General features: G+C 71.1%; 29 protein-coding genes. 18 read left to right on the forward strand and 11 right to left on the reverse strand.

The features are described from left to right. Window positions 1-2: 2 nt before the first annotated feature. Window positions 3-1256 carry a metallophosphoesterase family protein gene (locus QTI20_RS29900; protein WP_286556043.1) on the reverse strand — a complete coding sequence of 418 codons (1254 nt, stop codon included), beginning with the start codon at window positions 1254-1256 and terminating at the stop codon, window positions 3-5. Between the two features lie 134 nt (window positions 1257-1390). Then, on the reverse strand, window positions 1391-2131 hold the full coding sequence (locus QTI20_RS29905) for a response regulator (RefSeq protein WP_183027346.1): 741 nt from the start codon (window positions 2129-2131) through the stop codon (window positions 1391-1393). Between the two features lie 269 nt (window positions 2132-2400). Between QTI20_RS29905 and QTI20_RS29910 the strand changes: the two genes are divergently transcribed. The 6 genes from QTI20_RS29910 to QTI20_RS29935 all read left to right on the forward strand — a co-directional run bounded on the left by QTI20_RS29910 (window position 2401) and on the right by QTI20_RS29935 (window position 7298). Beyond that, window positions 2401-2772, forward strand: coding sequence for a hypothetical protein (locus QTI20_RS29910; protein WP_286556045.1), 372 nt, complete (start codon window positions 2401-2403; stop codon window positions 2770-2772). A gap of 41 nt (window positions 2773-2813) precedes the next feature. Continuing rightward, on the forward strand, window positions 2814-3377 hold the full coding sequence (locus QTI20_RS29915; protein WP_286556047.1) for a thioredoxin family protein: 564 nt from the start codon (window positions 2814-2816) through the stop codon (window positions 3375-3377). A gap of 1 nt (window position 3378) precedes the next feature. Then, a complete protein-coding gene (locus QTI20_RS29920; protein WP_257624864.1) occupies window positions 3379-3510 on the forward strand; it encodes a hypothetical protein in 132 nt (43 codons plus the stop codon). 142 nt (window positions 3511-3652) lie between these two features. Further along, on the forward strand, window positions 3653-4075 hold the full coding sequence (locus QTI20_RS29925; protein WP_286556049.1) for an organic hydroperoxide resistance protein: 423 nt from the start codon (window positions 3653-3655) through the stop codon (window positions 4073-4075). A gap of 30 nt (window positions 4076-4105) precedes the next feature. After that, entirely contained in the window at window positions 4106-5461 is a 1356-nt protein-coding gene (locus QTI20_RS29930; protein ID WP_286556051.1) for an ATP-binding protein, read from the forward strand. 94 nt (window positions 5462-5555) lie between these two features. Then, the gene (locus QTI20_RS29935) at window positions 5556-7298 is read left to right on the forward strand and encodes a cytochrome c biogenesis protein DipZ (RefSeq protein WP_286556053.1); all 1743 of its coding nucleotides are present in this window, start codon (window positions 5556-5558) and stop codon (window positions 7296-7298) included. On the opposite strand, the gene QTI20_RS29940 is transcribed toward QTI20_RS29935, so the two are convergent. The 4 genes from QTI20_RS29940 to ruvB form a co-directional block, all read right to left on the reverse strand. Beyond that, window positions 7285-8457, reverse strand: coding sequence for a glycosyltransferase (locus tag QTI20_RS29940; RefSeq protein ID WP_286556055.1), 1173 nt, complete (start codon window positions 8455-8457; stop codon window positions 7285-7287). The genes QTI20_RS29935 and QTI20_RS29940 overlap by 14 nt on opposite strands. Next, window positions 8454-9332 carry a UDP-2,3-diacylglucosamine diphosphatase gene (locus tag QTI20_RS29945; protein WP_286556057.1) on the reverse strand — a complete coding sequence of 293 codons (879 nt, stop codon included), beginning with the start codon at window positions 9330-9332 and terminating at the stop codon, window positions 8454-8456. The genes QTI20_RS29940 and QTI20_RS29945 overlap by 4 nt, the downstream gene beginning before the upstream one ends. 54 nt (window positions 9333-9386) lie before the next feature. Beyond that, a complete protein-coding gene (gene dmeF / locus QTI20_RS29950) occupies window positions 9387-10370 on the reverse strand; it encodes a CDF family Co(II)/Ni(II) efflux transporter DmeF (protein ID WP_286556058.1) in 984 nt (327 codons plus the stop codon). 163 nt (window positions 10371-10533) lie between these two features. Beyond that, window positions 10534-11589, reverse strand: a complete 1056-nt coding sequence (gene ruvB, locus QTI20_RS29955) for a Holliday junction branch migration DNA helicase RuvB (RefSeq protein WP_183027355.1) — start codon at window positions 11587-11589, stop codon at window positions 10534-10536. Between the two features lie 75 nt (window positions 11590-11664). Here ruvB and QTI20_RS29960 point away from each other — a divergent pair, with 75 nt between their 5' ends. The 8 genes from QTI20_RS29960 (at window position 11665) to QTI20_RS29995 (ending at window position 19975) form a co-directional block, all read left to right on the forward strand. Next, window positions 11665-12276: a CDP-alcohol phosphatidyltransferase family protein gene (locus QTI20_RS29960; RefSeq protein ID WP_286556060.1), complete on the forward strand. Its 612-nt coding sequence runs from the start codon at window positions 11665-11667 to the stop codon at window positions 12274-12276. A gap of 52 nt (window positions 12277-12328) precedes the next feature. Next, the gene (locus QTI20_RS29965) at window positions 12329-14098 is read left to right on the forward strand and encodes a bifunctional alpha/beta hydrolase/class I SAM-dependent methyltransferase (protein ID WP_286556061.1); all 1770 of its coding nucleotides are present in this window, start codon (window positions 12329-12331) and stop codon (window positions 14096-14098) included. Window positions 14099-14227: 129 nt separating this feature from the next. Continuing rightward, window positions 14228-15547 carry a phosphatase PAP2/dual specificity phosphatase family protein gene (locus QTI20_RS29970; RefSeq protein WP_286556062.1) on the forward strand — a complete coding sequence of 440 codons (1320 nt, stop codon included), beginning with the start codon at window positions 14228-14230 and terminating at the stop codon, window positions 15545-15547. Beyond that, on the forward strand, window positions 15544-15978 hold the full coding sequence (locus QTI20_RS29975; protein ID WP_286556064.1) for a hypothetical protein: 435 nt from the start codon (window positions 15544-15546) through the stop codon (window positions 15976-15978). Before QTI20_RS29970 ends, QTI20_RS29975 begins: the two co-directional genes overlap by 4 nt. 28 nt (window positions 15979-16006) lie before the next feature. Then, on the forward strand, window positions 16007-16681 hold the full coding sequence (locus tag QTI20_RS29980) for a lysophospholipid acyltransferase family protein (RefSeq protein ID WP_183027360.1): 675 nt from the start codon (window positions 16007-16009) through the stop codon (window positions 16679-16681). A 4-nt stretch (window positions 16682-16685) separates the two neighbouring features. Next, complete coding sequence (locus QTI20_RS29985; protein WP_183027361.1) at window positions 16686-17639, forward strand: phosphatidate cytidylyltransferase; 954 nt, start codon at window positions 16686-16688, stop codon at window positions 17637-17639. 136 nt (window positions 17640-17775) lie between these two features. Next, entirely contained in the window at window positions 17776-19098 is a 1323-nt protein-coding gene (locus QTI20_RS29990) for a ParB/Srx family N-terminal domain-containing protein (RefSeq protein ID WP_286556067.1), read from the forward strand. Between the two features lie 121 nt (window positions 19099-19219). Further along, a complete protein-coding gene (locus tag QTI20_RS29995) occupies window positions 19220-19975 on the forward strand; it encodes a hypothetical protein (protein WP_286556068.1) in 756 nt (251 codons plus the stop codon). Window positions 19976-19987: 12 nt separating this feature from the next. Here the strand turns inward: QTI20_RS29995 and QTI20_RS30000 are convergent, their stop codons facing one another. Continuing rightward, window positions 19988-20977 carry a hypothetical protein gene (locus tag QTI20_RS30000; RefSeq protein WP_286556069.1) on the reverse strand — a complete coding sequence of 330 codons (990 nt, stop codon included), beginning with the start codon at window positions 20975-20977 and terminating at the stop codon, window positions 19988-19990. Continuing rightward, entirely contained in the window at window positions 20974-21546 is a 573-nt protein-coding gene (ruvA, locus tag QTI20_RS30005; protein WP_286556070.1) for a Holliday junction branch migration protein RuvA, read from the reverse strand. The genes QTI20_RS30000 and ruvA overlap by 4 nt, the downstream gene beginning before the upstream one ends. Before the next feature lie 31 nt (window positions 21547-21577). Here ruvA and QTI20_RS30010 point away from each other — a divergent pair, with 31 nt between their 5' ends. Next, window positions 21578-22525: a PhoH family protein gene (locus QTI20_RS30010; RefSeq protein WP_286556072.1), complete on the forward strand. Its 948-nt coding sequence runs from the start codon at window positions 21578-21580 to the stop codon at window positions 22523-22525. Between the two features lies 1 nt (window position 22526). Then, complete coding sequence (gene ybeY, locus QTI20_RS30015) at window positions 22527-22979, forward strand: rRNA maturation RNase YbeY (RefSeq protein ID WP_286556074.1); 453 nt, start codon at window positions 22527-22529, stop codon at window positions 22977-22979. Here the strand turns inward: ybeY and dtd are convergent. Together dtd and QTI20_RS30025 are read right to left on the reverse strand one after the other, a co-directional pair. After that, on the reverse strand, window positions 22976-23416 hold the full coding sequence (gene dtd / locus QTI20_RS30020) for a D-aminoacyl-tRNA deacylase (protein WP_286556075.1): 441 nt from the start codon (window positions 23414-23416) through the stop codon (window positions 22976-22978). The two genes, ybeY and dtd, sit on opposite strands and share 4 nt — an antisense overlap. Then, window positions 23413-24357, reverse strand: a complete 945-nt coding sequence (locus tag QTI20_RS30025; RefSeq protein WP_286556077.1) for a cation diffusion facilitator family transporter — start codon at window positions 24355-24357, stop codon at window positions 23413-23415. The genes dtd and QTI20_RS30025 overlap by 4 nt, the downstream gene beginning before the upstream one ends. Window positions 24358-24457: 100 nt before the next feature. Here QTI20_RS30025 and QTI20_RS30030 point away from each other — a divergent pair, with 100 nt between their 5' ends. Further along, on the forward strand, window positions 24458-24925 hold the full coding sequence (locus QTI20_RS30030) for a FecR family protein (RefSeq protein ID WP_286556079.1): 468 nt from the start codon (window positions 24458-24460) through the stop codon (window positions 24923-24925). Then, window positions 24925-25524 carry an OmpA family protein gene (locus QTI20_RS30035; protein WP_286556081.1) on the forward strand — a complete coding sequence of 200 codons (600 nt, stop codon included), beginning with the start codon at window positions 24925-24927 and terminating at the stop codon, window positions 25522-25524. Before QTI20_RS30030 ends, QTI20_RS30035 begins: the two co-directional genes overlap by 1 nt. Before the next feature lie 25 nt (window positions 25525-25549). Here QTI20_RS30035 and tyrS read toward each other — a convergent pair whose 3' ends face one another. Next, the gene (gene tyrS, locus QTI20_RS30040) at window positions 25550-26782 is read right to left on the reverse strand and encodes a tyrosine--tRNA ligase (protein WP_286556082.1); all 1233 of its coding nucleotides are present in this window, start codon (window positions 26780-26782) and stop codon (window positions 25550-25552) included. Window positions 26783-26836: the final 54 nt, after the last annotated feature.

Consider the following 26836-nt stretch of genomic DNA (forward strand, 5'->3'; position numbering starts at 1 on the left):
CCTTATTTCTCCCCGTCCATCAGGCTGGCCAGCAGCGCGGGCGAGACCTGCTGCAGCAGCCGGCCGAAGTCGCCCTCGCGCGCCATGGCGAGCAGCGGCACCTCTTCCTTCACGTCGGCCGGCACCTTGGCGAAGAAGGGCTGCAGCTCGGTGCGCAGCTTCTGCAAGAACTCGGGGTCGCTGCTCGCCTCATCGAGGATCTCCTGCAGGTCGGCGATCGCGTCCCTGCGCGCGCCGATGTCGGCGCGCTCGGCCACGGGCTCGGTCGCGAGCTTGACCTTCTCGAGCCAGAGCCGTTCGTTGCCGATGGCGGCGATCTGCCCCAGCACCTCGGCGCGCAGTTCATGCGCCTTGCCGAACAGCGCGCCATGCGCGGGCGTGCGGCCGCGCAGCGTGACGCGCACCGCGCGCGGCACCTGGGCATCGACCGCCAGCAGCGCATGGAGCTGCTGCCCCACCTGCCGCGCCACGTCGTCCATCGACGCGCAATCCGAAGCATCGACCTCCACGCTCTCCCAGCGCAGCACGTCGAGGAACAGCCGCTCGACCATGGTCTGGCCGTCCTCCACCGTGACCAGCACCGCGCCGCGGCGGCCGGTCTCGCGGATCTGGCGGCCCTGCAGGTTGCCCGGGAACACGATGTGCGAGGCCTCGGCCCAGTGCTGGAACTCGTGCACATGGCCCAGCGCCCAGTAGTCGTAGCCGCGCGCATGCAGCTCGGCGCGCGAGCAGGGCGCGTAGTTGGCATGCGCGGCGCTGCCTTCGAGCGCGGTGTGCAGCACGCCGATGTTGTAGTAGCCGGGCACGGGCGCGGGGTAGCCCAGTGCGAGGTTGTCGGTGACGGCCTTGTCGCGGAAGCTCTGGCCGTGCAGCGCGACCTTCAGGCCGTCGAGCCGGTGCACCTCGGGCTTGCGCGCCGAGAAGGTCTTCACGTTGTCGGGCAGGGTGAGCTTCCGGGTCATTTCGCTCTCGGCATCGTGGTTGCCGAACAGCAGGAACACCGGGATGCCCGCGCGCTGCAGCCGGCCCATTTCCTTGCTGAAGAAGATGCCCGTGTTGTGGTCGCGCCAGTCACCGTCGTAGAGGTCGCCCGCGATCACCAGGAAGGCCACGCCTTCGTCGATGGCCCGCTCGACCAGCTGCGAGAACGCCTCGCGCGAGGCGTTGCGCAGCTGCGCGGCCGGCGCGTCGGGGTACGCGCTCAGGCCGTGCAGGGGGCTGTCGAGATGGATGTCTGCGGCATGAATGAATTTCATGCGTCCTCGCTGGGTGGGGTCGGCTGATGATGATGTTTCCGGCAGCCTGCCCAAGCCATCGCAGGGTCGCCGGTCCAGCCCGCGGGCCGCGTTCGAACGGCGTCAGTATGACCGCTGCGAACGCGCGACGCGCCTCAATCCAGCCCCTGCACGCTCGAGGCGAACACATAGCCCTCGCTGCGCACCGTCTTGATGTAGCGCGGCTCGCGCGCGTCGTCGCGCAGGCGCTGGCGCAGCCGGCTCACCAGCAGGTCGATCGAGCGCTCGAAGAGCTCGGCCTCGCGACCCTGCGTGAGACTCAGCAGCTGGTCGCGGCTCAGCACCTTCTGCGGGTGGTCGAGGAACACCCGCAGCAGCCGGTACTCGGCGCCGCTGAGCGCGACCATCACGCCGCTGTCGTCGAGCAGGTGGCGCGCCACGGTGTCGACCTGCCAGTCGCCGAAGGCCAGCTTCTGCGAGGGCTCGACCGCGCCCATGTTGGGCGGCAGCATGCGCGTGCGGCGCATCACGGCGCGGATGCGCGCGAGCAGCTCGCGTGCCGAGAAGGGCTTGGCCAGGTAGTCGTCGGCGCCCATCTCCAGGCCCAGGATGCGGTCGGCCTCCTCGCTGCGCGCGGTGAGCATCAGGATGGGCGTGGCCTTGTACTTGCCGGTGCGCAGGTCGCGGCACAGGGTCAGGCCGTCCTCGCCGGGCAGCATCAGGTCCAGGATGATCAGGTCGAAGGGGCCCGAGGCCTCGAGCGCCGCGCGCATGTGCCGGCCCGTCGGCACCGCGACCACGCGCAGGCCGTTCTTCACCAGGTAGGTGCTGAGCAGCTCGCGGATCTCCCGGTCGTCGTCGACGATGAGGATGTGGTCGGAGGTCTTGGGCGTCATGGCGGCAGTGGGAAAAGGCGGGGCGTAGCCGCAATGTAGCGCCGCCGCCGGGCGCCGGGCCGGGCTTTGTATGCCTGTGTATCCCGCGCCGAAGCGGACACCGTCTGTTGCGCGGACGGCAGGGCCTGCACGCGCCACCGAGAAACGTAATGTGTGGATTTCCGATGCCGATACACAGGCATACACAGCGGGCGCCCAAGGGGTGGGAGGCGGCGAAGAATCCGGTCGTTGATTCGAAACACCCCCTCCACTCCCCGAAGGACATCCCCATGAAGACGCTCTCCCGCATCGCCCTCTCCGCTTCGTTCGCTTCCATCGCCCTGCTCGCGCTCGGCACGGCCCAGGCCGAGGAATACCAGGGCGTGCTGCAGGCACGCTCGACCGTGGCCCGCAGCGCCGTCCGTGCCGAGGCCATTGCGGCCGCGCATGTGTCGAACCAGAACGCCGACGCCGCCTCGTCGCTGGTCGCCGCCGCACCGTCCGCGCCGCGCGACCGCGCCGCGGTGCAGGCCGAAGCCTATGCCCGCGCCCACGCGCCGCACCAGAACCTGCGCGCCGAAGCCTTCGCCGGCAGCCGCGTGCCGGCCTTCTACGACGCCGCCGCACCGACGACGCGCAGCGCGCGCCTCGACCTGCGCTGAAGCCGCCGCCCGCCCCCCAAACCCACTTCATGGAGCCCACCATGCGCATCCGATCCAGCCTCCTCCTGCTCGCCGCGGGCCTCGCGGCCTCGACGGCGGTCTTCACCTTCGCGGCTTCGGCCTCCGGCGGCGACATGGCCGCGGGCACCGCGCCGCCGGCACCCGCCTTCCAGAACATCGAGGCCTGGCACAACTCGCCGCCGCTGCAGCTCGACGCGCTGCGCGGCAAGGTGGTGCTGGTCGACTTCTGGACCTACACCTGCATCAACTGCCTCAACCACCTGCCCTCCGTGAAGGACTGGCACGCGAAGTACAAGGACCAGGGCCTGGTCGTGGTGGGCGTGCACACGCCGGAATTCGCCTTCGAGAAATCGCAGCAGAACGTGAAGGACGCGATCGCGCGGCTCAAGATCACGCACGCGGTGGCGCAGGACAACAGCTACGCGACCTGGAAGTCCTTCCGCAACCAGTACTGGCCCGCGGTGTACCTGATCGACAAGCAGGGCAAGGTCGTCTATTCGCACTTCGGCGAGGGCCGTTACGGCGAGACGGAGAAGAAGATCCAGGCGCTGCTGGCCGAGCCGGCCCCGGCCCCGGGCTCCTGACATGAAGACGCTCTGGTTCGCCCTGCTCTTCATGGCCGGCGGGCTCGCGCACGAACTCCGCAACCCGGTCAGCTGCCAATGCATCACGGCCCGCGCGGCCACGGGCGCCGAGAAGAAACGCGCCCGGCGCTGAGCCGACGGGAAACGTAGTGTGTGGATTTCCGGCACGGATACAGAGGCATACACAAGCTGGATGGACCCCTGCGAACACGGAAAACAATGACTGCGTTCCCTTCAGAAACCCTCTTGTTTCATCCTCGTTCAAGGACATCACCATGACCGCATCGACCCCCAAGATCCTCTACACCGGCAAGACCCGCACCTCCTCCGGCGGCCGCGACGGCGACGCCCGCAGCGACGACGGCCGCCTGGCCATCCAGCTCTCCTCGCCCGGTGGCAAGGGCACGGGCACCAACCCCGAGCAGCTGTTCGCGGCCGGCTGGTCGGCCTGCTTCATCGGTGCGATGGGCCTGGCGGCGAACAAGCTCCAGGTCAAGGTGCCGGCCGACACCGCCATCGACGCCGAGGTCGACCTCGCCAACGCCGACGGCGCCTACTTCCTGCGCGCCCGGCTCCACGTCAGCCTGCCGGGCCTCGAGCGCGAGGTCGCGCAGGCGCTGGTCGATGCCGCGCACCAGACCTGCCCCTACTCCAAGGCGATCCGCGGCAACGTCGACGTCGCGATCACCCTGGTCTGAGCCTGAACGCGCAGCGCCTATAAACGAGCCATGGCCACGTCCCCCGCCCTCTCGCAGACGCCCGCGGCATGGCGGCGGTTCGTGCCGCGCTCGCTGTTCGCCCGCGTGACGCTGATCATCGTGATCGGCCTCGCGATCGCGCAGCTGCTGACCTTCACCGCGATCCGCTACGAGCGCGACACGGCGCTGCGCGAACTGATGATGATCGGCATCGAGCGCGACATCGCGAGCTCGGTCGCGATCCTCGACCGCCTGCCGGCCGACGAGCGCGCGGGCTGGCTCGACCGCCTCGAGCGGCGCAACTACCGCTTCGTGCTGGGCAGCGAGCCCGTCGTGGGCACCGCCCCCGGCTCGCTGGCGCTGCAGCAGTTCGCCGACGCGATCGTCGATGCGCTGCACCCCTTCGCGGTGCGCCAGGTGGTGGAGGTGGCCTCGCCGCGCGAGAGCCTGCAGATCGCGGTGCGGCTCACGGACGGCAGCGAGGTGACGGTGCATGCGCGGCGCGTCGGCATGCCGGTCTCGGGCTGGGTGCTGTGGATGCTGCTGGGGCAGCTCGCGGTGCTGGCGGCCTGCGCCTGGCACGCGATGCGGCTGGTCACGCGGCCGCTCGCGCAGCTCGCCGCGGCGGCCGACGAGCTGGGCCCCGACCTCCAGGCCCAGCCGCTGGCCGAGGAAGGCCCGACCGAGGTGGTGCGCGCGACGCGTGCCTTCAACGCCATGCAGCGGCGCATCGGCGGCTACATGGCCGAACGGGTGGAGATCCTGGCCGCGATCTCGCACGACCTGCAGACGCCCATCACCCGCATGCGGCTGCGCACCGAGCTGATGGACAACGAACGGGACCAGGCCAAGTTCCGCCAGGACCTCGACGCGATGCACACGCTGGTGCGCGAGGGCGTGACCTATGCGCGCACCCTGCACGGCGCCACCGAGCCGCCCTGCCGCATCGACGCCGACGCGCTGTTCGAGAGCATGACCGCCGACTACGAGGACGTGGGGCAGCCGGTGCCGATCGAAGGCCGCGCCGGCGCGCCCATCGTGACGCGGCCCAACGCGCTGCGCCGCATCCTGACGAACCTGATCGACAACGCGCTGAAGTTCGGCTCCGACGTGCGCCTGCGCGTGCACGCCGAAGCGGACCGGCTGACGGTCAGCGTGCTGGACAACGGCCCGGGCATCCCGCCGGCCGAATTGCAGGCCGTGCTCCAGCCCTTCTACCGCGTCGAGGGCTCGCGCAACCGCGGCACCGGCGGCACCGGCCTGGGCCTGGCCATCGCGCACCAGCTCGCGATGGCGATGGGGGCCGAACTCACGCTGCACAACCGCGCCGAAGGCGGACTGGAGGCACGCCTCACGATGAGCACCCGCACCGCCACACCGGGCTGACGCCCGCCGCCCCCACGCCTCTTCTCCCGCCGCGGCTCGCACCTCGCGAGGCCGCCGGGAGCCCGCACGCCCCTTCCACACCAGGAGCCATGCCATGCTCATCCTCTTCATCGCCTACCTGGGCGGGGTGCTCACCATCCTGAGCCCCTGCATCCTGCCGGTGCTGCCCTTCGTCTTCGCACGGGCCGACCGGCCCTTCCGCTCGCACGGCCTGCCGATGCTGGCGGGCATGGCGCTGGCCTTCGCCGCCATCGCCACGCTGGCCGCGGTGGGCGGCGGCTGGGTGGTCACGCTCAACCAGTACGGCCGCTACGCCGCGATCGCGCTGCTGGCGGGCTTCGGCCTCACGCTGCTGTTCCCGGCCCTCGCCGACCGGCTGAGCCGGCCGCTGGTCGCGCTGGGCCTGCGGCTGTCCGACGCGCCTTCGGCCGTCGGCTCGCCGCTGCTGCTGGGCGTGGGCACCGGGCTGCTCTGGGCGCCCTGCGCGGGGCCGATCCTGGGCCTGATCCTCACGGGCGCTGCGCTCAACGGCGCCAGCGTCGGCACCTCCCTGCTGCTGCTGGCCTATGCCGCGGGCGCCTGCACCTCGCTGGCCGCGGCGCTGCTGTTCGGCGGCCGGCTGTTCGCGCTGATGAAGCATTCGCTGCACACCGGCGAATGGCTGCGGCGCGCGGCCGGCGCCGCGGTGCTGGTCGGCGTGGGCGCGATCGCGCTGGGGCTGGACACGGGCCTGCTCGCGCGCCTGTCGATCGGCACCACCTCGGCGCTGGAGCAGGCGCTGGTGGAGAAGGTGCGCCTGCCGGCACCGGCGACCGATGCCGGCGGCCTGATGCCCACCGCCTGGCAGGCGCCGGCACCGGCGCGCGTGCTGCACACCGAAGGCACGCTGCCTTCGCTCGCGGGCGCGACCGAGTGGATCCACTCGCCGCCGCTCACGGCCGAAGGCCTGCGCGGCAAGGTGGTGCTGGTCGACTTCTGGACCTACTCCTGCATCAACTGCCTGCGCACCCTGCCCTACCTGCGCGCCTGGGCCGAGAAGTACCGGGACGCGGGCCTGGTGGTGCTGGGCGTGCACGCGCCGGAGTTCGCGTTCGAGAAGCGTTCGGCCAACGTGCACCGGGCGGTGCGCGAGCTGGGCGTCGGTTTCCCGGTGGCGGTCGACAACGACTTCGCGCTCTGGCGCGGCTTCGGCAACCGCTACTGGCCGGCCTTCTACTTCGTCGATGCGCAGGGCCGGATCCGCCACCACCAGTTCGGCGAGGGCGACTACGCGCAGGCCGAGCAGGTGCTGCAGCAGCTGCTGGCCGAGGCGGGCCGGGCGAACCTGCCGTCGACGCTGGTGTCGCCGCAGGGCCAGGGCGTGCAGGCCGCGCCCGGCACGGCGCCGGTGCTGTCGGGCGAGACCTACCTGGGCTACGCGCAGGCGCAGGGCTTCGCTGTGCCGGGCGGCCTGGTGCGCGACCGCGCGCAGGCCTACCCGGGCGCCGCCACGCTGCGCACCAACCAGTGGGCGCTGGCCGGCGAATGGACCGCCGAGCCCGAGCGCATCGTGGCCCGCGGCGCGAACGGCCGCATCGCCTACCGCTTCCATGCGCGCGACCTGCACCTGGTGCTGGGCCCGGCGGCCGACGGCCGGCCGGTGCGCTTCCGGGTGCGCGTGGACGGCCAGCCGCCGCTGGCCGACCACGGCGCCGACACCGACGCGCAGGGCGAAGGCGTGGTCGATGCGCAGAAGCTCTACCAGCTGGTGCGCCAGGCCGCGCCCGGCCCGGACCGGCTGTTCGAGATCGAGTTCCTCGACGCCGGCGCGCAGGCCTACGCCTTCACCTTCGGCTGAGGCCCGGGGTGCGGAAGTCGGGCGCCGGCAGGTCGGCCTGGGCCACGATGCGCTCGAGGATGGCCGGCAGCTCGAACACCGCGCGGTTGTCCAGGCGCCCGGTGGCGGCGCGGTAGCGCGGCAGTTCGCGCACCAGCTGCGCCACCGCGGCGTCGATGCGGGCGAAGCTGGGCAGCACCAGCCCGACCTCGTGCTCGCGCACCCACTGCGTGTTGTAGCGCTCCTGCGGCAGGGTCCAGCGGTTGCGCACCACGATCACCGGCAGCCGCATCTGCACCGCCTCGCTGAGGCTGCCGGGCCCGGGCTTGCCGATGAAGAAGTCGGCCAGCTGCATGGTGCGCGCGACCTCGGGCGTGAAGCCCAGCACCCGCCGCGGCGCCCGCGCGGGCAGGGCCTCGAGCGCCTTGGCCAGCGCGGCGTTGTGGCCGCAGACCAGGATCAGTTGGGTGTCGGGCAGACGCTTGGCGATGCCCAGCATGGCCTTCGCGCCCTGGCCGCCGAACAGCACGATGCCGGTGGGGCGATGGGGATCGAGGCCGAGGCGCACACGCTCGGCCGCGCGGTCGGCCGGCGGCGGCGCATAGAAATCGTCGCGCAGCAGCATGCCCGAGCTGGCGTGGATGTGGCTCGCGGGCAGGCCGGCGTCGCGCGCCTGCTGCAGCGCATGGGCCGAGCCGCAGACCACGTGCTGGTCCAGCCCCTTGTCGATCCAGAAGCGCGGCGGGTGGTCGGCCAGGTCGGTCAGCACGGTCGCGAAGGGCACGCCGGGCAGGGCCGAGGCCAGCGACTCGCGCAGGCCGCGGTTGAAGTTGGGGATCATCGACACCACCAGGTCGGGCTCGGTGGCCAGCCAGTGCTGCTGCAGCAGGCGCACGGTCGGCCCGTGCCACCAGCGGATCATGGCCTGCAGCAGCTTGAGCTCCTGCGCCAGCCCCGCGGTCCAGCCGCGCGCGATGCGCTTGTTGTAGTAGTCCTCGGGCTCCATGCCGGTCATGCGGCGGAACTTCTGCGTCGGGTCCAGCACCTCGCGCAGGTTCAGCAGGCGCACGGTCCAGGGCAGGCCCGCGCGCGCGATCGCGGCCCGCAGCGCCAGCGCCGAGGCGCGGTGGCCGCCGCCGGCATCGAGATAGACCAGGTCGACCGTGCGCGCGCCGGTCATGCCGACACCGGCTGCCGCTTGGGCGCGGCCCGGCGCGTGCGCGCGGCCACCGGCATGTGCTCGGCCCAGCGCAGGATCTCCAGCGTGCCGTCGGCCTGCTCGGCCAGGGCCGTGAGGCTCTCGACCCAGTCGCCGTCGTTGCAGTAGAGGATGCCGTCGATGTCGCGCATCTCGGCGTGGTGGATGTGGCCGCAGACCACGCCCTGCACGCCGCGTTTGCGCGCCTCGCGGGCCACCGCGTTCTCGAAGTCGCCCACGTAGCTGACCGCGCGCTTGACCTTGAGCTTGAGGTACTGCGACAGCGACCAGTAGGGCAGGCCCATGCGCGCGCGCAGCGAGTTGAGGTGGCGGTTGAGCCGCAGCGTGAATTCGTAGAGCGAGTCGCCCACGTGGGCCAGCCACTTGGCGCACTGGATCACGCCGTCGAACAGGTCGCCGTGCATCACCCACAGCGCGCGGCCGTCGGCGGTCTCGTGCACCCAGTCCTCCACCACCTCGATGCCGCCGAAGTCGTGGTTGACGTACTTGCGCGCGAACTCGTCGTGGTTGCCCGGCACGAAGATCACGCGCGTGCCCTTGCGCGCCTTGCGCAGCAGCTTCTGGATCACGTCGTTGTGCGCCTGCGGCCAGTACCACTGCCGCCGCAGCTGCCAGCCGTCGATGATGTCGCCGACCAGGTAGAGCGTCTCGCACTCGGTGTGCTTGAGGAAATCGAGCAGCGCATGCGCCTGGCAACCCGGCGTGCCCAGGTGCAGGTCGGAGATCCACAGCGTGCGGTAGCGCAGCGGCGGCCGCGTCGGTGGATCGTCGGCCGTCTCGAGAGAGGGGGCCGCGGTGTCGCGCCATGCGCGAAGGAAGGCATCGTCGCGTTGCATGGGACCGCAGCGTCGGCCCCGCGCATGTCCGCCGCGCGGCGGCGGCGTGAATTTTCAGTGACAGGGGTGGTGGATGTCGCTGCAGCGCTGCACTTCGACCGTCGAATGCACGATCTCCTCGTGCATCGAGAACTGCGCGCGCACCTCGTCGGCGCCGAGCGTGGGCGAATGCGTGACGACGCTGAGCGCGCAGGCGTAGGCGTTGCGACCCACGCGCCAGACGTGCAGGTCGGCCACGCGGGTGTGCGAGTCGGCCAGGCCCTGCTCGACGCCTTCGCGGATCTCGTCGACCACGGGGTGGTCCATCTCGCGGTCGAGCAGCACGCGGCCGGTCTGCAGCAGCAGGCTCTTGGCCCAGACCGCCACCAGCACCGCGCCGACGATGCCCATCACCGGGTCCAGCCAGGCCCAGCCGTAGAGCCAGCCGCCGACCAGGGCGGCGATGGCGAGCACCGAGGTGGCGGCGTCGGCCAGCACGTGCAGGTAGGCGGACTGCAGGTTGAGATCCTGGCCATGGCCATGGCCATGGTCGTGTGCGTGGTCGTGCCCATGGCCGTGGCCATGGTGCTCGTCGTGCGCGTGGTGCGCGCCGCCCAGCAGCCGCGCGCAGACCAGGTTCACCAGCAGCCCGGCCACCGCGATGACGATGGCTTCGCGGTAGTGGATCGGCTCGGGCGACCACAGCCGCTGCAGCGAGCCGATCACCATCAGCGCCGCGATGCCCAGCAGCAGCAGGGCGCTCGCGAAGCCCGCCAGCACCTCGATCTTCCAGGTGCCGAAGGCGAAGCGCGGATCGGCCGCATAGCGCCGCACCGCCGCATAGGCGAAGGCGCTGAGTCCCAGCGCGAAGGCATGCGAGCTCATGTGCCAGCCGTCGGCCAGCAGCGCCATCGAGTTGAACCACCAGCCGGCCCCGATCTCCACCAGCATGGTGGCGGCGGTGATCCACATCACGAGGCGGGTGCTGCGCTCGGCCGCGTGGCTGTCGGTGTCGAAGCGATGGCTGTGCTGCCAGGCGCTCAGGTCATGGGTGTGCATGGGCGGGGTTCCTTTCGGCTGGCACTATGCCAGCCGGCCTTTGCCCGAGATGCAAGAAGGGCCGGGGCGCCGTGGAACCGGCTTCGCCGGGCCACTGGCGTCGCCCCCTTGAGGGGGAAGGCGCAGCCACACGAAGTGGGCAAGCCTTCGGGGGTGGGCCTTTTCAGGCGCCGAACATGTCGCCGTCGCGGGTCGGCGGTGCCACCCCAAGGTGCCGGTACGCCGCCAGCGTGGCGATCCGCCCGCGCGGCGTGCGCTGCAGGTAGCCCTGCTGGATCAGGTAGGGCTCGATCACGTCCTCGATGGTGTCGCGCTCCTCGCCGATGCTGGCCGCGATGTTGTCCAGGCCGACCGGGCCGCCGTCGAAGCGGTGGATCACGGCCTCGAGCAGCTTGCGGTCCATCAGGTCGAAGCCCTGCGGGTCGACGTCGAGCATGGCCAGCGCCTTGTGCGCGATGTCCTCGGTGATCCGGCCCTCGCCCTTGACCTGCGCGTAGTCGCGCACCCGGCGCAGCAGCCGGTTGGCGATGCGCGGCGTGCCGCGCGAACGGCGCGCGATCTCGAAGCCGCCGCTCGGGTCCATCGGCACCTTGAGCAGGCCGGCGCTGCGCGTGACGATGCGCGCCAGCTCCTCGGGCGTGTAGAACTCCAGCCGCGAGACGATGCCGAAGCGGTCGCGCAGCGGGTTGGTCAGCATGCCGGCCCGCGTGGTCGCGCCGACCAGCGTGAAGGGCTGCAGGTCGAGCTTGATGCTGCGCGCGGCCGGGCCCTCGCCGATCATGATGTCGATCTGGTAGTCCTCCAGCGCGGGGTAGAGGATTTCCTCGACCACCGGGCTCAACCGGTGGATCTCGTCGATGAAGAGCACGTCGTTGCGCTCGAGGTTGGTCAGCAGCGCGGCCAGGTCCTTGGGCTTCTCGAGCACCGGGCCCGAGGTCTGGCGCAGGTTCACGCCCAGCTCGGCCGCGATGATGTGGCTCAGCGTGGTCTTGCCCAGGCCGGGCGGACCGAACAGCAGCACATGGTCGAGCGCCTCGCCGCGCTGGCGCGCCGCGCCGATGAAGATCTCGAGCTGCTCGCGCACCTTGGCCTGGCCCACGTACTCGTCGAGCAGCTTGGGCCGCAGCGCGCGCTCGATCGCCTCCTCGTTGGGCGAGGCCGGGGCGGCCGACACCACGCGGGGCGGTGCGGGGGCGAAATCGTCGGTCTGAATGGTCATGATTCGGGTGTTTGTCGGACAGTTTAGTCGGCCGCCTGGTCGCAGAATGATGCGTCCAACAATGAGGGGGAGCGCGTGTCCATCTATGAGCTGAAGCCCCGGTTCCAGGCCCTGTTGCGGCCGCTCGTGGGGCGCCTGCATGCACTCGGCGTGACCGCCAACCAGGTCACGCTGGCGGCCTGCGCGATCTCGGTGGCGCTGGGCCTGTGGCTCTTCTTCGCCGCGCCGCGCGCCGGCTTCTTCGCCCTGATCCCGCTCTGGATGTTCCTGCGCATGGCCTTCAACGCCATCGACGGCATGCTCGCGCGCGAGCACGGCCAGCAGAGCGCCCTGGGCGCCTTCCTCAACGAACTGACCGACGTGCTGTCCGACGCGGCGCTCTACCTGCCCTTCGCCCTGGTCGCGCCCTTCAGCCCCTTCTGGGTCGGCACGGTGATCGTGCTGGCCGGCCTGAGCGAATTCACCGGCGCCCTCGGCCCCACGGTGGGCGCCTCGCGCCGCTACGACGGGCCGCTGGGCAAGAGCGACCGCGCCTTCGTGTTCGGCGCGCTCGGGCTCTATGTCGCGCTGGGCTGGCCGCTGCCGGCCGCCACCGCCTGGCTGATGCCGCTGCTGGCGGCGGGGGTGGCCTGGACCATCGTCAACCGCATCCGCCGCGCGCTGGCCGAGGCCGCGCTGCAGCCCTGAACACGCCTCTCCCCAAGACCAACAAGACCAACCCGCAAACCCCAGGGACGCCATGACCGACACGATCACTTCACGCAGCTTCACCGAACAGCACTTCAACACCCACGACGGCGTCTCGCTGTTCTACCGCCACTGGCCCGCCACCGGGGCGGTGCGCCGCGGCGCGATCGTGCTGTTCCACCGCGGCCACGAGCACGGCGCGCGCATGGCGCACCTGGTCGACGAGCTCGACCTGCCCGACTTCGACTTCTTCGCCTGGGACGCGCGCGGCCACGGGCACTCGCCCGGCCCGCGCGGCCACAGCCCCAGCTTCGCGACCTCGGTGCGCGACGTCCAGACCTTCGTCGACCACATCGGCGCGGCGCACGGCGTGCCCGAGCGCGACCTGCACGTGATCGCGCAGAGCGTGGGGGCGGTGCTGATCTCGACCTGGGCTCACGACTACGCGCCCAAGGTGCGCGGCCTCACGCTCGCCTCGCCGGCCTTCCAGGTCAAGCTCTACGTGCCCTTCGCGCGCGCCGGCCTGGGGCTGATGCACAAGCTGCGCGGCCTGTTCTTCGTCAACAGCTACGTCAAGCCCAAGTTCCTCACCCACGACCCGCAGCGCATCGCCAGCTACGAGCGCGACCCGCTGATCTCGCGCCCGATCGCGGTCAACATCCTGCTCGACCTGTACGCCGCGGCCGACCGCGTGGTGGCCGATGCCAACGCGATCACGCTGCCGGTGCAGCTGCTGATCTCCGGGTCCGACTGGGTGGTGCACCACAAGCCGCAGCACCAGTTCTTCGAGCGCCTGGGCAGCGCGGTCAAGACCAAGCTGGAACTGCCCGGCTTCTTCCACGACACCCTGGGCGAACGCGACCGCGCGCCGGCCGTGGCCGCGGTCCGCGCCTTCATCCTCGAGCGCTTCGACGCGCCCGTGCCCGCGGTCGACCTGCGCGAGGCGCACCTGCGCGGCGCGACCGCCGACGAGTCGCGCGCGCTGGCCGAGCCGCTGTCGCCCTGGTCGCCGCGCGGCGCCTACTGGGCGCTCACGCGCGCCGGCCTGCGCTTCGGCGGCAAGTTCTCGCGCGGCGTGAAGCTGGGGCACGACACCGGCTTCGACTCGGGCAGCACGCTCGACTACGTCTACCGCAATGCGCCCGAGGGCAAGGGCGCGCTGGGCCGCAGCATCGACCGGACCTACCTGGACTCCATCGGCTGGCGCGGCATCCGCCAGCGCAAGGTGCATGTCGAGGAGCTGATCCGCGAGGCGATGGAGCGGCTGGCCGCGCAGCACCGCGAGGTGCGCGTGATGGACATCGCCGCGGGCCACGGCCGCTATGTGCTGGACGCGGTGGCGGCCAGCCCGGTCAAGGCCAGCTCGATCCTGCTGCGCGACTACAGCGACATCAACGTGCGCGACGGCACGGCGCTGATCGCCGAGAAGGAACTGCAGGACATCGCGCGCTTCGTGCAGGCCGACGCCTTCGACCGCATGAGCCTGGCCCGCGTGACGCCCCGGCCCACGCTGGCGGTGGTGTCGGGCCTCTACGAGCTGTTCCCCGACAACGAGATGGTGCGCCGCTCGCTGGCCGGCGTGGGCGACGCGGTGGAGGACCGCGGCTACCTGGTCTACACCGGCCAGCCCTGGCATCCGCAGCTGGAGATGATCGCGCGCGCGCTCACCAGCCACCGCCAGGGCGAAGCCTGGGTGATGCGCCGCCGCACGCAGGCCGAGATGGACCAGCTGGTGGAGGAGGCGGGCTTCCGCAAGATCGCGCAGCGGGTCGACGAGTGGGGGATCTTCACGGTCTCATTGGCCATCCGCACCGGCCATTGAGATGGGCTCTCCCCCAGGCTTCGCGCACTGCGTGTCGCTTCTCCCTCCCCCTCTCCGGAGGCGACACCGGCGGCCCGGCAAAGCCGGTTCCGCGGTGTCCCGCGCTGAACACCGAAAAAGAGGGTGCCGATGAAGCTGTGGTTCGCCAAGGGCTTGTGGAAGCGCGCCATCGCCTGGCTGGTGCTGCTCGGGCCGCTGTTCTATTCGACCTACGGCCTCGCCAACTGGTGGGCCGCCTCGCGCGCCGTGGTGCCGACGCTGGCCTTCGACTGGGAACATGGCCTGCCCTTCTGGCCCTGGACCATCTTTCCCTACTGGACCATCAACGTCTTCTACGCGCTGTCGCCGTTCCTCGCGCGCGACCGGCACACGATGGACCGGCATGCGCTGCGGCTGGTCACGGCCACCGTCATCGCGGTGAGCTGCTTCCTGCTCTGGCCGCTGCGCTTCAGCTTCGGCCAGCCCGCGGTCAGCGGCGCGCCGGCCTTCCTGTTCGACGCGCTGCGCGGCTTCGACCAGCCCTTCAACCAGGCGCCCTCGCTGCACATCGCGCTGGCCGTGATCCTCTGGGACTGGTACCGGCAGTTCATCCGCCCGCTGTGGGCGCGGCTGGTGCTGCACCTCTGGGCCTTTGCGATCTGCGCCTCGGTGCTCACGACCTGGCAGCACCACTTCATCGACATCCCGACCGGCGCCCTGCTGGGACTGGTCTGCGTCTGGCTCTGGCCGCTGGAACGCGTGGCCTCGCTGCGCCAGGGCTGGCGGCTGGCGCGGGATCCGCAGCGCTGGAAGCTCGCGGCGCTGTACGGCGTCGGCGCGGCGGCTTTTCTCGGCGCCGCGCTGGCGATCGGCGGGTGGGGCCTGTGGCTCGGCTGGCCGGCCGCCTCGCTGGCGCTGGTGGCACTCAACTACGCGGGCCTGGGCGCGCGCGGCTTCCAGATCGACCGCCATGGCCGCATGCGCTGGGCCGCGCGCTGGCTGTTCGCGCCCTACCGGCTGGGCGCGGCGCTCAACGCGCGGGCCTGGACGCGGCGGCTGCCGGCCTCGGTCGAGGTCGCGCCGGGGCTGCGGCTCGGGCGCATCCCGAGCGCGGCCGAATGGCAGGCCGCGGGCCGGCCGCAGCTCCTGAGCCTGTGCGCCGAGCTGCAGCTGCCCGCCGTCGACGGTGCGCACTGCCTGCCGATGCTCGACCTGGTGGTGCCGCCGCCCGACCGGCTGCGCCGCGCGGCCCAGCTCATCGAGGCCCGGCGCCAGGCCGGCCAGGCCGTCTGGGTCTGCTGCGCGCTGGGCTTCTCGCGCAGCGCGGCGGCGAGCATCGCCTGGCTGCGGCTGCACGACGGCACGCGCGATGCCGAGGCCCAGGTGCGGCGCGCCCGGCCGCAGATCGTGCTGCGCGATGCCTGGCGGCGCGCGCTCGACCTCGCGACACGGCACACTCGCACGCCATGACCGACCACGAACGTTCGCTGTGTTCCGCCACCGCGCGCCTGCTGCAGGCCGCCGGCACCGTCGCCGCCTGGGGCTTCGGCCTGAGCCTGGTCGCGGTCTCGGTGCTCGCCCTGACCGGGCGCTCGCTGTCGCTGCTGTCCTGCATGGGCTTCGGCGCCGTGGCCGTGATCGGCGTGCTCGAGCGCTACCTGGCGCTGCGCATCCGCCTCGACGTGGGCCTGTTCCAGGACCTGGCCAGCGGCGCCATCGCCTCGCTGGGCACGCTCGACCTCGCGCTGCAGAAGCTGGGCCTGCGCTTCGCGCCCGACACGCCGCGCGACCTGGGCGCGCGGGCGCTGGGCGCGCGCCAGCTGATGCAGCGCCACGCCATCACCGTGGCCTGCCAGAGCGCGATGTTCCTGCTGGCGCTGCTGACCCAGGACCTGCGGTGAGCGCCGCCCCCTTCTTCCCTTGGACACCATGAACCCTTCTCCACGCAGCGGCCTGCGCAAGGCCGCCGCCGTCGTCTCGTCCTGGCTGATCGTGGGCGCGGCCAAGCTGCTGACCGGCGTGCGCGGCCTCTGGTCGGGCACCGGCCCCAAGGCCGAGCAGACGCTCTACTTCGCCAACCACACCAGCCACGGCGACTTCGTGCTGCTGTGGGCCACGCTGCCGCCCGACCTGCGCGCGCTCACCCGGCCGGTCGCGGGCCAGGACTACTGGGAGGCCTCGGCGCTGCGCCGCTTCATCGGCGAGGACGTGTTCAACGCGCTGATGATCCGGCGCGACGGCGGCACCGCGGCCGGCGCGCCCAACCCGGTCGAGCAGATGACGCAGGCGCTGCAGTCGGGCGACTCGCTGATCATGTTCCCCGAAGGCACGCGCAACACCGGCGACGAGACCCTGCTGCCGCTCAAGAGCGGCCTGTTCCACCTGGCGCGCGCCTGCCCCAACGTGCGGCTGGTGCCGGTGTGGATCGAGAACCTCAAGCGCGTGCTGCCCAAGGGCATGCTGGTGCCGATCCCGCTGGCCTGCACGGTGCGCTACGGCGCGCCGCTGGTGCTGGCCGAGGGCGAGGACAAGACCGCCTTCATCGCACGCGCGCGCGCCGCGATGCTTGCGCTGCGCCCCGAATACGACAAGGCGGAAGACTGAAGCCATGAACCTTTCCGCTTCGACCCAGACCACGCTGACGCTGTTCGGCGGCGTGTTCGGCGTGCTGGTGCTGGCCTCGGCCATCGGCGCGCTGCTCAAGTGGCGCGTGGCCCACGGCCAGCCGCACCCGGTGATCGACAACCTCAATTCGCGCGTCAACGCCTGGTGGGTGATGGTGGCGGTGATCGGCCTGGCCTTCGCCTTCGGCAAGGGCGGCGTGATCGTGCTGTTCTACCTGATCTCCTTCTATGCGCTGCGCGAGTTCATGAGCCTGGCCTACACCCGGCGCGGCGACCACCATGCGATCGCGGTGGCCTTCTTCATCGCGCTGCCGGTGCAGTACTTCCTGATCTGGATCGACTGGTACGGGCTCTACGCGATCTTCATCCCGGTCTACGCCTTCCTGGTGCTGCCGATCCTGGCCGCGGTGGGCGGCGACACCCAGCGCTTCCTCGAGCGCACCTCGAAGATCCAGTGGGGCCTGATGGTCTGCGTGTTCTGCATCAGCCACGTGCCGGCGCTGCTCACGCTGCAGATCCCCGGCTTCGAGGGCCGCAACCTGCTGCTGATCGCCTTCCTGGTGATCGTGGTCCAGGGCAGCGACGTGCTGCAGTACGTCTGGGGCAAGCTCTTCGGCCGGCACAAGGTCGCGCCCGAGCTCTCGCCCTCGAAGACCTGGGAAGGGCTGATCGGCGGCGTGGCCAGCGCCACCGCGCTGGGCGCGGCGCTGTCCTGGGCCACGCCCTTCACGCCCTGGCAGGCCGCGCTGATGGCGCTGACCATCTGCCTCATGGGCTTCTTCGGCGGCCTCGTGATGTCGGCCATCAAGCGCGACCGCGGCGTCAAGGACTGGGGCACGATGATCGAAGGCCACGGCGGCATGCTCGACCGGCTCGATTCGGTGGTGTTCGCGGCGCCGGTGTTCTTCCACGCGCTGCGCTACTGGTGGACGCCCTGAACGCCGGCCGGCCAAAGGCCGTCCGCGGCCACGGGCTTCGCCATGGAACTGTCACATTCGCTTCGCAGAATGAATTTTTCCTCTTCCTGAAGGGCCCTCGCGGTGCTGCGCGCCGTGCGGCCCGCATCCCCGCCCCATGTCTCTCGCCTCCCGCTTCGGGCGCCCGCACGCCGGCCCGGTTCCCGTCCTCCGCACCTTGTCTTCCCTGAGCGTCCTCTGCGCCCTGCTGCTCGCGGGCTGCGGTGGCGGCAGCGACGGGGGCGCGCCGCCCGCGGCCGAGACGCCACCGGTGGCCGTCAACCCGGACCCGGCCGCGCCGCCCCCGGTCGTGACCGAGCCGCCGGTCGCCCCCAACCCCCTGCTGAGCGCGGTGGCGGGCGACGTGCTGAAGGTCGCGATCAAGGACCTGCATCCGACCCAGCCCTCGGTCGGCTACGACCAGATCTACTACCACCTGGGCCGCAAGCAGCCGGACCTGACGCGCTTCGCGCCGACCCCGGCCGGCTACCTGGGCGACGACGCCAACGACAACTACTCGCGCTACCTCTACCGCACCGAACGCAAGCGGGTCGACGACTACTGCGCCGACAACGGCCAGGGCGGCGTCGACGATGCGCGCTACCTGCCCATGACGGTGCGGCTGATCGATCCCAAGACCTTCGCCTGCAAGGACCCGGTGCCCACCGCGGGCTCGAGCGCCGCGCAGGTGCTCAAGACCGTGGTGGTGGGCCGCGGCGGCACGCTCTACCTGACCGACGGCCACCACACGATGACCGCGCTCAACGAACTGGCCGACGGCGGCGCCGAGCTGCCGGTGTGGGTGCGCGTGGCCGCCAACTTCAGCAGCGCGGGCAGCGACAGCGCCTTCTGGGACCAGATGAAGGCCCAGCAGTACACCTGGCTCTTCGATGCGCAGCAGCGGCCGATCACGCCCGAGCAGCTGCCCGCCAAGGTGGGGCTGGTGACGATGCAGGACGACCCGTACCGCTCGCTGGTCTACTTCACGCGCGGCCTGGGCTACGACAACAGCAACGTGTCGGAGTTCGCCGAGTTCTACTGGGCTTCGTGGCTGCGCAAGAACGGCTTCGACCTGGCAGCCTACACCCGCACCGACCTGGCCCGCGCGCGCATCGAGATCACGGCCGGCAAGGCCGTGCCGCGGGCCTCGGACAGCATGACCAGCTACGTGGCCGCGGCCCGCGATGCGGCGCTGCGCATGGTGGCGCTGGCCGGCACCGACCCGGTCGACGGCGGCCGCACCGCGGCCGACCTGGGCAAGCTCGCGCCCCCGACGGCCGCCGGCACCTGGAACGACCTGATGGAAGAAGAGATCTGGCGCACCGACCTCAACAGTTCCGGCCGCTACCGCTCGGCCGGCAAGGCCTGGTATGCCAAGCGCTTCCGCCAGTGCGGCGGCGCGGCCTCGACGGCGCCGGCCTGCTGGCTGCAGAGCGAGTGAGGGGCGTGGGCCGCGGGGCCCGCGCGCGTATTTCATAGCGGCGTGCGCGAACGTCGGTTGACCGGGTGGCGGGGCAGCGATCAGATCGCGCCTTGCCGTCACACCCCGCGGAAGCCGATCCATGCACACCGAACCCTTCTCCCTGGCCGTCGCCACGCCCACGCACTACGGTGCGATGGCGTCGCCGTACGTGCTCGGGCTGAGCGCATTGCAGACCCACTGCTTCCAGCACGGCATCGGCTTCGAGCTGCTGCTGCAGGAAGGCGTCAGCGCCATCGACCACGCGCGCAACTTCCTGGCCAACCGCTTCCTCCACGAGACCCGCGCCAGCCACCTGCTGTTCATCGACGACGACATGGGCTTCGACGTCGAGGAGCTGGCCGCGATGTTCGAATGGCGGCACCGCGAGGTGGTGGCGGCGATGTGCCCCAAGCGGCGCATCGACTGGACCCGGATCAAGGCCATCGTCCAGGCCCATCCCGACATCGCGCCCGCGGCGCTGGCCAACCTGGCCGGCGACTACAGCGGCATGTTCAAGCTGGCCGGCGATGCGCCGACCATGACGATCGGCGCCCAGCCGCTGCGCGTCGATGCCATCGGCACCGGCATCATGCTGATCGCGCGCGACTGCCTGGTGCACCTGATCGACGCGGCCGGGCTGCCGGCCTCCGCCGACGACGAGGTCGACTATCCGATCTACCAGTTCTTCCGCTCGACCGCCGTGGGCGGCCGGCTGCAGGGCGAGGACTACCACTTCTGCGACCTGGTCAACCGCCATGGCGGCACGGTCTGGGGCTGTCCCTGGCTGACCGTGACCCACAGCGGCACCCACCGCTTCGTCGGCGACCTCAAGGGCATCGCGCGCTACGCGGTCTGAAGCGCCCGGGCGTCAGTCCTCGTCGTCCAGGCTGCCCGAGCGGCCCATCAGGTAGCCCAGCAGCAGCCCGACGCTGGCACAGCCGATCGCCATCCAGAGGCTGAGGAAGGTGTAGGCGTTGTGGCGGCCCGGGTCGCGTGCCAGCGCGAACACCAGGTCGGCGTCGCGCAGTCCGCCGAGCCGGCGCGCCGCCGCGAAGTCGTAGGCGGCCGAGCCGAGGTAGGCCAGCGCCACCAGCAGCGGAACGATCACCGCCAGCGGCAGCCACGCGCGCCGCACCTTGCGCCAGGCCAGGAACTGGGTGAAGAAGAAAAGGCCGACCCCGATGACGATCAGGCCGAGCACGAAGTCGTCGCGCGCGAAGGGCAGCAGCCACGGCCAGACCGAGGGCAGCGGCCACAGCGGCCATTCGGCGCGCGGCGCCAGCGCGATCACCGGCCGGGCGAAGGCCTCGAGGCCCAGCGCCAGCAAGCCGCGCCCGACCAGCGCCGAGGCGCAGGCGATGGCCGCGACGATGAAGCCCGCGGCACGCAGCCGCCGCATCCGCGCCGCGGGCGCCGGCATCGGCGGCAGCGCGGTCTTGAGCGCGACCTGCCGCAGGGGACGGCCGGGCGCCAGCCAGATGGTGTGCGTGGTGGTGGTGCTGCGCGGCTGCGGCGCCGGCGGCGGGGGAGCGTCGCCGGCCAGGAGCAGGTCGATCACCGCCACGGCCAGCGCGAGGCTCGCCGTGGCCGTGAGCCACGCGCAGGCGCCCGGCATGTCGATGAAGCCGCCGGGTGTGAGCAGGGCCAGGTGGCCGTAGAGCAGGCCGGCGCTGCCGTAGCCGATCAGGATCGGCACGCAGCAGATCAGCGCGAGCCGGCCCAGCAGCGCATCGCCCTCGGGCGATTCCTGGCGCGGGTCGAGCCGCTGCCACAGCGCCACCCAGCCGGGGGCCTCGCCGCGCGGATAGACCTTGCGGGCCTTCGCGGCGGTGCGCTGCCACCCGCCGCGCCAGCTCATTTGGCCAGCGCCCTCAGGGCCAGCTTGATGCCATCACTCACGCCCACGTCCTTGGGCAGGGCCTTGAGCGAGGCGGCCGCCTCCTTGTCGCTGTAGCCCAGCGCGACCAGCGCCTGCAGGATGTCGGTCTGCGAATCCGACACCGCGTGCTGCGGCAGCGCGATGTCGGCGCCGAGCTTGCCCTTGAGCTCCAGCAGCAGGCGCTCGGCGGTCTTCTTGCCGATGCCCGGGATCTTCACCAGCCGGCCCGCGTCCTGCAGCGTGACGATCTGCGCCAGCTCGGCCACGCTGAGCCCCGAGAGCACGCCCAGCGCCATGCGCGGGCCGACGCCGGAGATCTTGATCAGCTGGCGGAAGGCCGCGCGTTCGGCGGGGGTGCCGAAGCCGTAGAGAATCTGCGCGTCCTCGCGCACCACGAAGTGCGTGAGCAGCGACACGCGCTCGCCGGTGTGCGGCAGGTTGTAGAAGGTGCTCATCGGCACGTCGACCTCGTAGCCGACGCCGTTGCAGTCGACCACCACCTGCGGTGGGTTGCGTTCGGCCAGCGTGCCGGTCAATTTGCCTATCATGGGTGCCCTTCTCTAGAGCCGGAATTATCCTTTGATCGTTCGCCACACCTTCAAGCCCCTCAACAACGTGCGCCTCGGCCACCTGTGCGGCCCGCTCGACGAGCACCTGCGCCGCATCGAGGACACGCTGGGCGTGACGATCGCGCACCGCCACGAGCAGTTCAAGGTCGAGGGCCCGAAGGCCATCGCCGACCAGGCGCTCGAGGTGCTGCAGGCGCTCTATGAGATCGCCGAGCGGCCGATCGACCCCGCGGTGGTGCAGCTCACGCTGGCCAGCGACTCGGGCATGACGGCCGACGGCGAGGCCGGCCCGATGCTGGTCACGCGCCGCGCCGACCTGCGCGCGCGCACGCCGACGCAGGCCAGCTACCTCGAGAACATCGCGCGCCACGACATCACCTTCGGCATCGGCCCGGCCGGCACCGGCAAGACCTACCTGGCCGTGGCATGCGCGGTCGATGCGCTGGAGCGCAGCGCGGTGCAGCGCATCGTGCTCACGCGGCCCGCGGTCGAGGCCGGCGAGCGGCTGGGCTTCCTGCCCGGCGACCTGTCGCAGAAGGTCGACCCCTACCTGCGCCCGCTGTACGACGCGCTGCACGACCTGATGGGCTACGACAAGGTGCAGAAGGCCTTCGAGCGCAACGCGCTGGAGATCGCGCCGCTGGCCTTCATGCGCGGGCGCACGCTGAACAACGCCTTCGTGATCCTCGACGAGGCGCAGAACACCACGCCCGAGCAGATGAAGATGTTCCTCACGCGCATCGGCTTCGGCGCCAAGGCCGTGGTCACCGGCGACGTGAGCCAGATCGACCTGCCCAAGTCGCAGCTCAGCGGCCTGATCGACGCCGAGCGGGTGCTCAAGCGGGTCAAGGGCATCGCGATCACGCGCTTCAGCAGCGCCGACGTGGTGCGCCATCCGCTGGTGGCCCGCATCGTCGACGCCTACGACGGCCAGCGCAAGCGCACCGAGGGGCACTGAGATGGCGCTGCCCGCACTCTCCCTGTCCCTGCAGTTCGCGCGCTTCAAGGACGTCGAGCGCCACCGGCTCGCGCTGCCGCGCCACAGCGTCACGCGCTGGCTGCGCCATGCGCTCGCGGTCGACGGCGAAATCACGGTGCGCATCGTCGATGCCGACGAAGGCCAGCAGCTCAACCGCGAGTTCCGCGGCAAGGACTACGCGACCAACGTGCTGACCTTCGACTATGCGCAGGAGCCGGTGGTGATGGCCGACCTGGTGCTGTGCGCGCCGGTGGTGGCGCGCGAGGCGAAGGAACAGCGCAAGACGCTGGCCGCGCACTACGCCCACCTGCTGGTGCACGGCGCGCTGCATGCGCAGGGCTGGGACCACGAGACCGGCGAGGCCGACGCCGAGGAGATGGAGGCCTACGAAATCGAGATCCTGGCCGAACTCGGCATCCGCAACCCTTACTAGCTCATCTGCAGCGGGATCGTCACCGGCCCGTCGTTGACCAGGTGCACCTGCATGTCGGCCGCGAACACGCCGGTGGCGACCACCGGGTGCGCGGCGCGGGCCTGCGCCACGAAGCGGTCATAGAGGCGCCGGCCCTCGTCGGGCGCCGCGGCGCCGGTGAAGCTCGGGCGGTTGCCGCCGCTCGCGTCGGCGGCCAGCGTGAACTGGCTCACCAGCAGCAGGCCGCCGCCGACGTCCTGCAGGCTGAGGTTCATCTTGCCGGCCGCGTCGGAGAAGATGCGCAGCTTGAGGATCTTCGCCAGCAGCCGGTCGCCCACCGCGTCGCTGTCGCCGCGCTCGGCGCACAGCAGCACCAGCAGGCCCGGGCCGATCGCGCCCACGGTTTCCCCGTCGATGTCGACGCGGGCTTCGCGCACCCGCTGCAGCACGGCTTTCATTCGTGCGCCGCCATCTGCACCGCGCGTGCTTCCATGTCCAGCGGCAGCAGCTGGATGGTCACGCGCAGGCCCGGCACCGCGTCCATCAGCGCCTGCTCCACCGCATCGCGCAGACCGGCGGCGCGCTGCAGCGACCAGTCGCCCGGCACGTGCATGTGCAGGTCGGCGAAGCGGCGCTGGCCGGCGCTGCGGGTGACGAGGTCGTCGAAGCGCAGCCGCGGGCCCTCGGGCCGCTCGGCCGCGAAGCGGGCCAGCGCGGCCTGCAGCGCGGCCAGCGATTCGGCATCGAGCGCCTGGTCCATCAGCCCCTGCGACGAGCGCCAGACCAGCTTGGCCCCCTCGCGCACGATGTTGAGCGCCACGCCGATGGCCAGCAGCGGATCGAGCCACAGCCAGCCGGTGAAATGCACCGCGACGATGCCCACCACCACCGCGGCCGAGGTCCAGACGTCGGTGACCAGGTGGCGGCCGTCGGCCTCCAGCGCGATCGAGCGGTGCGCGCGCGCCGCGCGGAACAGCATCACGGCCAGGCCGGCGTTGAAGGCCGAGCTCACGATCGACAGCGCCAGGCCCCAGCCCAGCTGCTCCAGCGGCTGGGGCGACAGCAGGCGCAGCACCGCGACCCAGCCGATCGCCAGCGCCGCGCCGATGATCAGGATGCCTTCGAAGCCCGAGGAGAAGTACTCGGCCTTGTGGTGGCCGTAGGGATGGTCCTCGTCGGCCGGCCGCTCGGCGATGGTCACCATCGCCAGCGCGAACATCGCGCTGGCCAGGTTGACGAAGGACTCCATCGCGTCCGAGATCAGGCCCATCGAGTTGGTGATGTAGCCCGCGCCGCCCTTGAGCACGATGGTCAGGAGCGCGACCGCGATCGACAGCCGCAGCAGCGCCGCCGGCCCCCAGCGGGGTTTGCGAGAAGAGTCGTCGAGCGTCGAAGCCACGGTAGATCGGTACTGCCACACGGTTGAGGCGTGAATTATCGCGGTGTGAGGAATCGCAGCGGCCGGTCGCTTACCATGGCGGCCCATTCCCCGCCCCACCATGAAAACCCGATACCTGCCCCTTCTCTGCGCCCTGAGCGTGCTCGGCGGCGCAGCGTTCGCGCAGAGCGCCGCCCCCGCCGAACAGCCAGCCGGCACGGTCAAGTCCGTGCGCGGCGACGTGCAACTGCTCGGTTCCGGCGGCGTGGCGCGACAAGCCACGCCCGGCGACGCGCTGTCGCCCATCGACCGGGTCGTGACCGGGCCGGACTCGGCTGCCAGCGTGGTGCTGCGCGACGGGACCACCATGGTGCTCGGCCCCTCGTCGCGGCTGGACGTCAAGGAATTCCATTTCGATGCCACCACCCACGACGGCGGCCTGCTGGTCTCGCTGCTGCGCGGTTCGATGCGCATGATCACCGGCCTGATCGGCAAGGCCCATCCCGATGCGATCCGCATCGAGACCCAGACCGCGACCATCGGCATCCGCGGCACCGACTTCATCGTGCAGGCCGATCCCCAACCGTGATGTCCTTGCGCCTTCTTGCCGCGCTCGCCCTGAGCGCCCTGCTCGCCGCCTGCGCCGCGCCCGGCACCCGCGTCGTGCTGCTGCCGCAGGACGACGGCTCCGCCTCGGCGGTGGTGGTCAGCGCCAACGGCGGCCAGGAAACACTCAGCAAGCCCTACGCGCGGGCCACCGCGGCACGCGGCGCCACCGGCGCCCCGGTCGTCGACCAGGCCGACCCGGCCAAGGTCGCGAGCGAGAACCGCAGCCTGTTCGAGCTCCGGCCGCCGCCCCCGCAGCGCTACACCGTGTTCTTCGACCTGGGCGGCACGGCCCTGGCCGGCGACTCCCAGTCCACCTTGACCGAGGCGCTGGCCGCGGCGCTGGCCCGCAGCGGCGGCGAGATCGTGATCACGGGCCACACCGACACGGTCGGCTCGGTCGAGCAGAACGACGACCTGTCGCGCCGGCGCGCCCAGCAGGTGCGCCAGATGTTCACGGACCGCGGCTTCCCCGTGGCCAGGATCCTGGCCATCGGCCGCGGCGAACGCGAACTGGCCGTGCCGACCCCCGACGAGACCGTGGAACCGCGCAACCGGCGCGTGACGATCGAAGTGCGCTGATGAAGCGCGGGAAGAGGCGCCCGCCTCAGCCCAGCAGCACGCGCGCGAACTTGCGCTTGCCGACCTGCACCACGTAGCTGCCGACCTCGAGCTTGAGGCCCTTGTCGGAGACCACCGCCGAGTCGACGCGCACGCCGCCGCCGTCGATCAGCCGGTTGCCCTCGGAGGTCGACGCGGCCAGCCCGGCCTGCTTGAGCAGCTGGGCGATGCCCAGCGGCGCGCCCGACAGGCTCACCTCGGGGATCTCGTCCGGCACGCCGCCCTTGCTGCGGTTGACGAAATCCTGCTCGGCCGCATCGGCGGCCGCCACGTCGTGGAAGCGCGCGGTGATTTCCTTGGCCAGCGCGACCTTGGCGTCCTTGGGGTTGCGGCCGCCCGCGATCTCGGCCTTGAGCGCCTCGATCTCGGCCAGCGAGCGGAAGCTCAGCAGCGTGTACCAGCGCCACATCAGGTCGTCTGAAATCGACAGCACCTTGGCGAACATGGTGTTGGCCGGCTCGGTCAGGCCGATGTAGTTGTTCTTGCTCTTGGACATCTTCTCGATGCCGTCGAGCCCCTCCAGCAGCGGCATAGTGAGTATGCACTGCGGTTCCTGGCCGTATTCCTGCTGGAGATGGCGTCCGACCAGGAGGTTGAACTTCTGGTCGGTGCCGCCCAGTTCCAGGTCGCTCTTGAGCGCCACCGAGTCGTAGCCCTGCATCAGCGGGTAGAGGAACTCGTGCACCGAAATGGACTGGCCGGCCTTGAAACGCTTGGTGAAATCGTCGCGCTCCATCATCCGGGCCACCGTGTACTTGGCGGCCAGCTGGATCATGCCGCGCGCGCCCAGCGGGTCGCTCCACTCGGAGTTGTAGCGGATCTCGGTCTTCGAGGGGTCCAGCACCAGGCTGGCCTGGCGGTAGTAGGTCTGGGCGTTGGCCTCGATCTGCTCGCGGGTCAGCGGCGGGCGGGTGCTGTTGCGGCCCGAGGGGTCGCCGATGGTGGTGGTGAAGTCCCCGATCAGGAAGATCACGGTGTGGCCCAGATCCTGCAACTGCCGCATCTTGTTCAGGACCACCGTATGACCGATGTGAATGTCCGGCGCCGTCGGATCCAGCCCCAGCTTGATGCGCAGCGGCGTGCCGCTGGCCTCGGCGCGCTGCAGCTTGCGCACCCACTCGTCCTGGGGCAGCAGCTCGTCGGTGCCGCGCAGCGACACTTCAAGCGCGTGTCCTACAGTATCAGAGAGGGGTTGGGATGTAACAAGCTCGGACTTCATTGGGACTTTTTGGCAGTTTCAGGCGGCGCCGAAGCTATACTCAGCCCGACTTTT

It is taken from the genome of Variovorax sp. J2P1-31, from assembly GCF_030317215.1.
In the GTDB taxonomy this organism is placed as follows: Bacteria; Pseudomonadota; Gammaproteobacteria; order Burkholderiales; family Burkholderiaceae_C; genus Variovorax.

Excerpts from the sequence above, each read along its gene's own strand:
- QTI20_RS29935 (WP_286556053.1), top strand. The coding sequence starts at position 5,556 with ATGCTCATCCTCTTCATCGCCTACCTGGGCGGGGTGCTCACCATCCTG.
- QTI20_RS29990 (WP_286556067.1), top strand. The coding sequence starts at position 17,776 with ATGTCTCTCGCCTCCCGCTTCGGGCGCCCGCACGCCGGCCCGGTTCCC.
- QTI20_RS29920 (WP_257624864.1), top strand. The coding sequence starts at position 3,379 with ATGAAGACGCTCTGGTTCGCCCTGCTCTTCATGGCCGGCGGGCTCGCG.
- ruvA (WP_286556070.1), bottom strand. The coding sequence starts at position 21,546 with ATGATAGGCAAATTGACCGGCACGCTGGCCGAACGCAACCCACCGCAG.
- QTI20_RS29930 (WP_286556051.1), top strand. The coding sequence starts at position 4,106 with ATGGCCACGTCCCCCGCCCTCTCGCAGACGCCCGCGGCATGGCGGCGG.
- dmeF (WP_286556058.1), bottom strand. The coding sequence starts at position 10,370 with ATGCACACCCATGACCTGAGCGCCTGGCAGCACAGCCATCGCTTCGAC.
- ruvB (WP_183027355.1), bottom strand. The coding sequence starts at position 11,589 with ATGACCATTCAGACCGACGATTTCGCCCCCGCACCGCCCCGCGTGGTG.
- QTI20_RS29985 (WP_183027361.1), top strand. The coding sequence starts at position 16,686 with ATGAACCTTTCCGCTTCGACCCAGACCACGCTGACGCTGTTCGGCGGC.
- tyrS (WP_286556082.1), bottom strand. The coding sequence starts at position 26,782 with ATGAAGTCCGAGCTTGTTACATCCCAACCCCTCTCTGATACTGTAGGA.
- QTI20_RS29915 (WP_286556047.1), top strand. The coding sequence starts at position 2,814 with ATGCGCATCCGATCCAGCCTCCTCCTGCTCGCCGCGGGCCTCGCGGCC.
- QTI20_RS29940 (WP_286556055.1), bottom strand. The coding sequence starts at position 8,457 with ATGACCGGCGCGCGCACGGTCGACCTGGTCTATCTCGATGCCGGCGGC.
- QTI20_RS29945 (WP_286556057.1), bottom strand. The coding sequence starts at position 9,332 with ATGCAACGCGACGATGCCTTCCTTCGCGCATGGCGCGACACCGCGGCC.
- ybeY (WP_286556074.1), top strand. The coding sequence starts at position 22,527 with ATGGCGCTGCCCGCACTCTCCCTGTCCCTGCAGTTCGCGCGCTTCAAG.
- QTI20_RS29965 (WP_286556061.1), top strand. The coding sequence starts at position 12,329 with ATGACCGACACGATCACTTCACGCAGCTTCACCGAACAGCACTTCAAC.
- QTI20_RS29995 (WP_286556068.1), top strand. The coding sequence starts at position 19,220 with ATGCACACCGAACCCTTCTCCCTGGCCGTCGCCACGCCCACGCACTAC.
- QTI20_RS30000 (WP_286556069.1), bottom strand. The coding sequence starts at position 20,977 with ATGAGCTGGCGCGGCGGGTGGCAGCGCACCGCCGCGAAGGCCCGCAAG.
- QTI20_RS29925 (WP_286556049.1), top strand. The coding sequence starts at position 3,653 with ATGACCGCATCGACCCCCAAGATCCTCTACACCGGCAAGACCCGCACC.
- QTI20_RS29980 (WP_183027360.1), top strand. The coding sequence starts at position 16,007 with ATGAACCCTTCTCCACGCAGCGGCCTGCGCAAGGCCGCCGCCGTCGTC.
- QTI20_RS30035 (WP_286556081.1), top strand. The coding sequence starts at position 24,925 with ATGTCCTTGCGCCTTCTTGCCGCGCTCGCCCTGAGCGCCCTGCTCGCC.
- QTI20_RS29900 (WP_286556043.1), bottom strand. The coding sequence starts at position 1,256 with ATGAAATTCATTCATGCCGCAGACATCCATCTCGACAGCCCCCTGCAC.
- dtd (WP_286556075.1), bottom strand. The coding sequence starts at position 23,416 with ATGAAAGCCGTGCTGCAGCGGGTGCGCGAAGCCCGCGTCGACATCGAC.
- QTI20_RS30030 (WP_286556079.1), top strand. The coding sequence starts at position 24,458 with ATGAAAACCCGATACCTGCCCCTTCTCTGCGCCCTGAGCGTGCTCGGC.
- QTI20_RS29905 (WP_183027346.1), bottom strand. The coding sequence starts at position 2,131 with ATGACGCCCAAGACCTCCGACCACATCCTCATCGTCGACGACGACCGG.
- QTI20_RS29970 (WP_286556062.1), top strand. The coding sequence starts at position 14,228 with ATGAAGCTGTGGTTCGCCAAGGGCTTGTGGAAGCGCGCCATCGCCTGG.
- QTI20_RS29910 (WP_286556045.1), top strand. The coding sequence starts at position 2,401 with ATGAAGACGCTCTCCCGCATCGCCCTCTCCGCTTCGTTCGCTTCCATC.
- QTI20_RS29975 (WP_286556064.1), top strand. The coding sequence starts at position 15,544 with ATGACCGACCACGAACGTTCGCTGTGTTCCGCCACCGCGCGCCTGCTG.